The following is a 4,993-nucleotide window of genomic DNA, read 5'->3' on the forward strand; positions in this document are numbered from 1 at the left end:
TGACGCATCCCGCTCCGCACGGCGGCTCTTCCCCACCACGGGAGGAGCCGTCGCGGTCGACGGGGTAGCTGCTCCGCAGCTCCGCGACAGGACTGCGCGACTTTTCACGCGCCCGCCTGCCTATGCCCCTCCGCCCCAAGTCACCCCGCTCCTGGGCAGTCACCAAGCGGTTGAACTCCCTCAGCTGCGGGCGCCAGGAAGGTCGTCGCGCGGCGCTGAGCGCATCTGGATCTGTCTGAAACGTCGGATGCGAGTGGCTGTGGAAGGTCTACTTCGCGAGGCTGGGGAAGCTCCACGTGCCGTTGAGGATCTCGGGGCGTGGCCGGTAGAGCCGGACGAGGTAGTTCCAGCCGTCGGTGATGGGCAGGGAGTTTCGCTCGGGGTCGCCGTCACCACCGAATCGGACCGTGATGCCGCCGTCGTCGTTGTGGCGGGCGGTGATGTTGTTGACGCTGTAGGCGCCGCGCTCGTTTGGTTCGAAGAAGCCATCGGCGTTGTAGACCGAGATTGACCAGAAGCCATTCACGGGCACGTCGGGGCCAACAGTGAGTTCGTACTCGCCAACGGGCAGGCCCGGGGCAACACCGACGTACGTGGCCTCGGCGTCCGGCAGTCCACCCCAACCAGCGGCCGTCCCGACCAGGTGGTGCACCGGGTCGACGTCCTCCTTGCGTCCGAACGTCGATTCGAACGAGGTCATGTCCGACGCCAGAGTGAGGAGCGCCTTGCGCGTGCGGTCGAGACTTTCCGTGTCGTAGTCCGGCAACACGAAAGGTCTGTCAGCGGCGGCAGACAGGAGGAGCTGGTCCTGGATTGCGGCCACCGACGCCAGATCGGCGGGGTCCTGCGGATCGACCAAGGTACGAGCCGCGACAACGGCGTAGGGGCTACCGACGTCATCGGCCGTGAGGTCGTAGCGGCCCTCGCCATGGAGGACCCGGTTGATGTAGTGGTCCTCGTTGACCACCATGACCGACAGGTAGCGGTCACCGGCATCCGGGATCATCAGGGTCGCTCCAGCGGAGACGTCGACGACGGCGAAGCTGTAGAGCGTGTCCCGGTTCATCCGGATCACGGTCTGCTTGTCGACCGAGGCCGGAGCGCGGTTGTGCTCGAACCTGTTGATGCCGCCCGCATCGCGCTGGAGGCCGGCCATCATCCGGTGGGTCTCGGCGCGAACGAAGTTGTCCACGTTCACTTTGATGGAGGTCACGCAGCAAACCCTACGGCCCATCGCAGGAACCACCCAGTGATGTCGGGAAAGGACGAGAGCTCATGGCGAAGGTGTTCATCGGGGTCGACCCCACCGGCTGTCGGCCACGATCGACGCCCACCAGCAGCTCCGCACAGTGCGCACTCTCCGCGGCCGTCAGGGCAACGCAGCGACATACGCTCCCCCGATGAACCACGACGTATGGGACCAAGAGGCTGAGACCTTCGACGGCGAGCCCGACCATGGTCTGACCGACCCGGCCGTTCGGGCGGCGTGGCGCGAACTGCTCCTCTCGGCCCTCCCCGCCGCGCCTGCCTTGGTGGCTGACCTCGGCTGCGGGACCGGCACGATCGCCCGTCTGTTGACGGATGAGGGCTACACCGTCGATGGGCTCGACTTCTCCCCGCAGATGATCCAACGAGCCCGTGCCAAGGTTCCCGAGTCACGGTTCGTCGTCGCGGATGCCGCCACACCTGATCTCCCGGCCGCCGCATACGACGTCGTCTTCAGTCGCCACGTGCTGTGGGCCATGACAGACCCAGCCGAAGCGTTCGGGCGATGGCTCAAATTGCTCAAGCCGGGCGGCATCGCCGTCCTCGTCGAAGGGAACTGGAGCACCGGGGCAGGACTGACTGCCGCGCAGACCGAGCAGATCGTGCTCCAGGCGCGCGACGAGGTCCACATCCGACGACTGCCAGAACCCGTCTACTGGGGCAAGGAAACCACCGACGAGCGATACCTTGCCGTCAGCCTCCGTTAGGGAAGCCCCAGGGTCAGGGCGCGGGCGCCAGGCTCATCGGCCCGTAGACCTTCTCGCCGTCCCGCCACAGCGTGACCGCAGCGACACCGGCATCCGTGAGGTCGGCCCAGACCTCACCGAACCACGACTCTGCGTCCGACTGGGTCGGAAAAACCGTCGCGCCAAGTGAAGCGGCATCCATCGCCGACCCGGCGGCATCCTCGTACGACCACGTCCAGCGCTCGGTCATGAGGAGCGCACCCCGACCTCGACGAACGGGGGCTTGGACACCGTCGCCGCCACGTCACGGCCGCGAACGTCGATGACGACGTCGTCCCCGAGCGTGACCGACCGGTCGAGAAGAGCCAACGCGATGCCCTGCTTACGGGTCGGCGAGAACGTCCCGGAGGTCACCTCACCGACGACGTTCCCGTCGGCGTCCTTGACCTCGCAGTGCGAACGCGGGATGCCGCGACCGGTCACGACGAGCCCGCGCATCAGACGCGACTCCTTCGCGGCGCGCTGCGCGGTGAGCGCCTCGCGGCCCCAGAACGCGGGCTTGTCCCAGCCGACCGCCCAGGCCGCGCCAGCCATGACCGGGGTGATGTCGAGCGACAGGTCGTTGCCGTGCAGCGGGTACCCCATCTCGGTGCGCAACGTGTCACGGGCGCCGAGACCACACGGCATCCCACCCTGCTCGATCACCGCAGCGGCCAGCGCGTCCCACACCGACGAGGTGACGTCCCACGCCGGCACGATCTCGTAGCCCCGCTCCCCCGTGTACCCGGTGCGGCAGACGATGACGGGCAGCCCCTCCCACTGGGTCTCCACGAAGCTCATGTAGTCGTGGTCGACGGGCAGCCCGAGCCCCGCCAGCACCTCGTCGGACTTCGGCCCCTGCACCGCGATGACGCCGTAGCGGTCGTGCAGGTTCTCGACCGTGATCCCCTCGGGCGCGGCTGCGGCCAACAGCTCGACGACGGCCGCCGTGTTCGCCGCGTTGGGGATGAGGAAGACGTCGTCGTCCGAGCGCAGGTACTGGATGAGGTCGTCGACGACCCCGCCCTCCTCGGTGCAGCACATCGTGTACTGCGCCTGGCCGGGCTCGATGCGGCGCAGGTCGTTGGTCAGGCACGCGTTGACGAAGTCCGCCGCACCGGGGCCGGACACCCGCGCCTTGCCCAGGTGCGACACGTCGAAGATCCCGACTCGCTCACGCACGGCCGTGTGCTCCGCGACCACCCCGCCGCCGGGGTACTCGATCGGCATCGACCACCCCCCGAAGTCCGCCATCTTGGCGCCGAGGGCAACGTGCTGGTCATGGAGCGGGGAGTGCAGCAGCTCGGTCATGGTCGGCACGTTACCGCGTGCCCGACCGTGCCCGCCCGTGCTCGAGCACGCTCGACCCGGCTCAACCGTCCAAACGGTCGTCGGCACGTGGTCGCTAGGGTGCCGACATGACTTCCGTGTCGCTCACCACCCGCACCCCCGCCGAGCTTCCCGTCGACTGCCTGGTCATCGGATCCGTGCAGACTCCCGACGGCACCGACCTCGCCACCGGTCACGGCCTGCCCCGCAAAGCCGTCGTCCACCTCCAGGCCGTGCTCGCCGACCTCGAGGCCACTGGCAAGGCCGACGAGATCGTGCGGGTCGTCGCCGTCCCCGGCGTCAAGGCGACGTCGGTGGTCGTCACCGGCCTCGGCGAGGGCACGTCCCGCCGGGCGACCTACCCCCACACCGTCCTGCGCTCGGCAGCCGGGGCGGCCCTGCGCACCGTGCGCGGCAAGCGCACCGTCGCCGTCGCCCTGCCCACCCCCGACGTCGAGAGCCTGTCCGCAGTCGCCGACGGGGCGTATGCCGGGTGCTACGTCTACGACAGGAGCGCACCCCTCGCGGTGGTCGGCACGGCCCGCCGCACGGTGCCCGCCCGCCCCGGCAAGCCGACCGCGACCGCCGGTCCAACGGCATCCGGCCCACGGGTTCTCGTCGTGTCCGGTGCCGGGCAGGGGCGTGCCGCCAAGGATGCCGTGACGCGCGCCGGCATCCTCGGCTCCGCCCGCGACTGGGCCCGAGACCTCGTCAACACTCCCCCGAACTACCTCTACCCCGCCTCCTTCGCGGATGCCGTGAAGAAGCGCGTCGCGGGGTCGACCGCGCGCGTCACGGTCTCCGTGCTCGACGACAAGGCACTCGTCAAGGGCGGGTTCGGCGGCATCGTCGGCGTCGGTCAGGGCTCGGTCCACCCGCCACGCATCGTGACGATGTCCTACAGCCCGGCCTCCCCGAAGGCCTCGGTCGCCCTCGTGGGCAAGGGCATCACCTTCGACTCCGGAGGCCTGAACATCAAGCCGTCATCGGGCATGGTGACGATGAAGTGCGACATGGCCGGTGCCGCCGCCGTCGCGGCCACCGTCATCGCCGCAGCCGAGCTCGCCCTGCCCGTGGCCGTCACCGGCTACCTCTGCCTGGCCGAGAACATGCCGAGCGGCACCGCGCAGCGGCCGAGCGACGTCGTCGTCATGCGCAACGGCACGAGCGTCGAGATCCTCGACACCGACGCTGAAGGGCGCATGGTCCTCGGCGACGGGCTGTGCCTGGCGAGCGAGAAGGACCCCGACTGGGTGGTCGACATCGCCACCCTGACCGGTGCCCAGGTCGTGGCGCTGGGCACCGACATCGCAGGTGTCATGGGCAACGACGACACCTTCCGCTCCCGCGTCGTCGACGCCGCCGACGCCTCGGGTGAGGGCGCATGGCCGATGCCGCTGCCGGTCGAGATGCGCGCGAAGCTCGACACGCCCACCGCCGACCTGGCCCACAAGGGCGATCGTGACGGCGGGATGCTGACCGCCGGGATCTTCCTCAAGGAGTTCGTCGGCGAGGGCATCCCGTGGGCCCACGTCGACATCGCCGGGCCGGCGTTCAACGACAAGGGCCCCAAGGGACACACCCCGAAGGGCGGCACCGGCTTCGGCGTGGCGACCCTGCTGGCCCTCGTGGAGTCCAGCGCCGGCTGAGTCCAGCGCCGGCTGAGTCCAGCG

Annotated in this window: 5 protein-coding genes; 2 read left to right on the forward strand and 3 right to left on the reverse strand. The window is 69.4% G+C overall.

Annotation, left to right across the window (positions count from 1 at the left end):
* Positions 1 to 268: 268 nt before the first annotated feature.
* Positions 269 to 1,213 (reverse strand): DUF1214 domain-containing protein, encoded by a 945-nt coding sequence (locus PLL68_RS07680; protein WP_324533185.1) that lies wholly within the window; start codon positions 1,211 to 1,213, stop codon positions 269 to 271.
* A 187-nt stretch (positions 1,214 to 1,400) separates the two neighbouring features.
* Between PLL68_RS07680 and PLL68_RS07685 the strand changes: the two genes are divergently transcribed.
* Positions 1,401 to 1,973 (forward strand): class I SAM-dependent methyltransferase, encoded by a 573-nt coding sequence (locus PLL68_RS07685; protein WP_324533186.1) that lies wholly within the window; start codon positions 1,401 to 1,403, stop codon positions 1,971 to 1,973.
* Positions 1,974 to 1,986: 13 nt separating this feature from the next.
* Here the strand turns inward: PLL68_RS07685 and PLL68_RS07690 are convergent, their stop codons facing one another.
* Both PLL68_RS07690 and gcvT read right to left on the reverse strand, forming a co-directional pair.
* Positions 1,987 to 2,202, reverse strand: a complete 216-nt coding sequence (locus tag PLL68_RS07690; RefSeq protein WP_324533187.1) for a hypothetical protein — start codon at positions 2,200 to 2,202, stop codon at positions 1,987 to 1,989.
* Positions 2,199 to 3,302, reverse strand: a complete 1,104-nt coding sequence (gcvT, locus tag PLL68_RS07695) for a glycine cleavage system aminomethyltransferase GcvT (protein ID WP_324533188.1) — start codon at positions 3,300 to 3,302, stop codon at positions 2,199 to 2,201. The genes PLL68_RS07690 and gcvT overlap by 4 nt, the downstream gene beginning before the upstream one ends.
* A 107-nt stretch (positions 3,303 to 3,409) precedes the next feature.
* Here gcvT and PLL68_RS07700 point away from each other — a divergent pair, with 107 nt between their 5' ends.
* The gene (locus tag PLL68_RS07700; RefSeq protein ID WP_324533189.1) at positions 3,410 to 4,969 is read left to right on the forward strand and encodes a leucyl aminopeptidase; all 1,560 of its coding nucleotides are present in this window, start codon (positions 3,410 to 3,412) and stop codon (positions 4,967 to 4,969) included.
* Positions 4,970 to 4,993: the final 24 nt, after the last annotated feature.

The sequence above is a fragment of the Ornithinibacter sp. genome, assembly GCF_035443565.1.
Lineage (GTDB): Bacteria > Actinomycetota > Actinomycetes > Actinomycetales > Dermatophilaceae > Fodinibacter.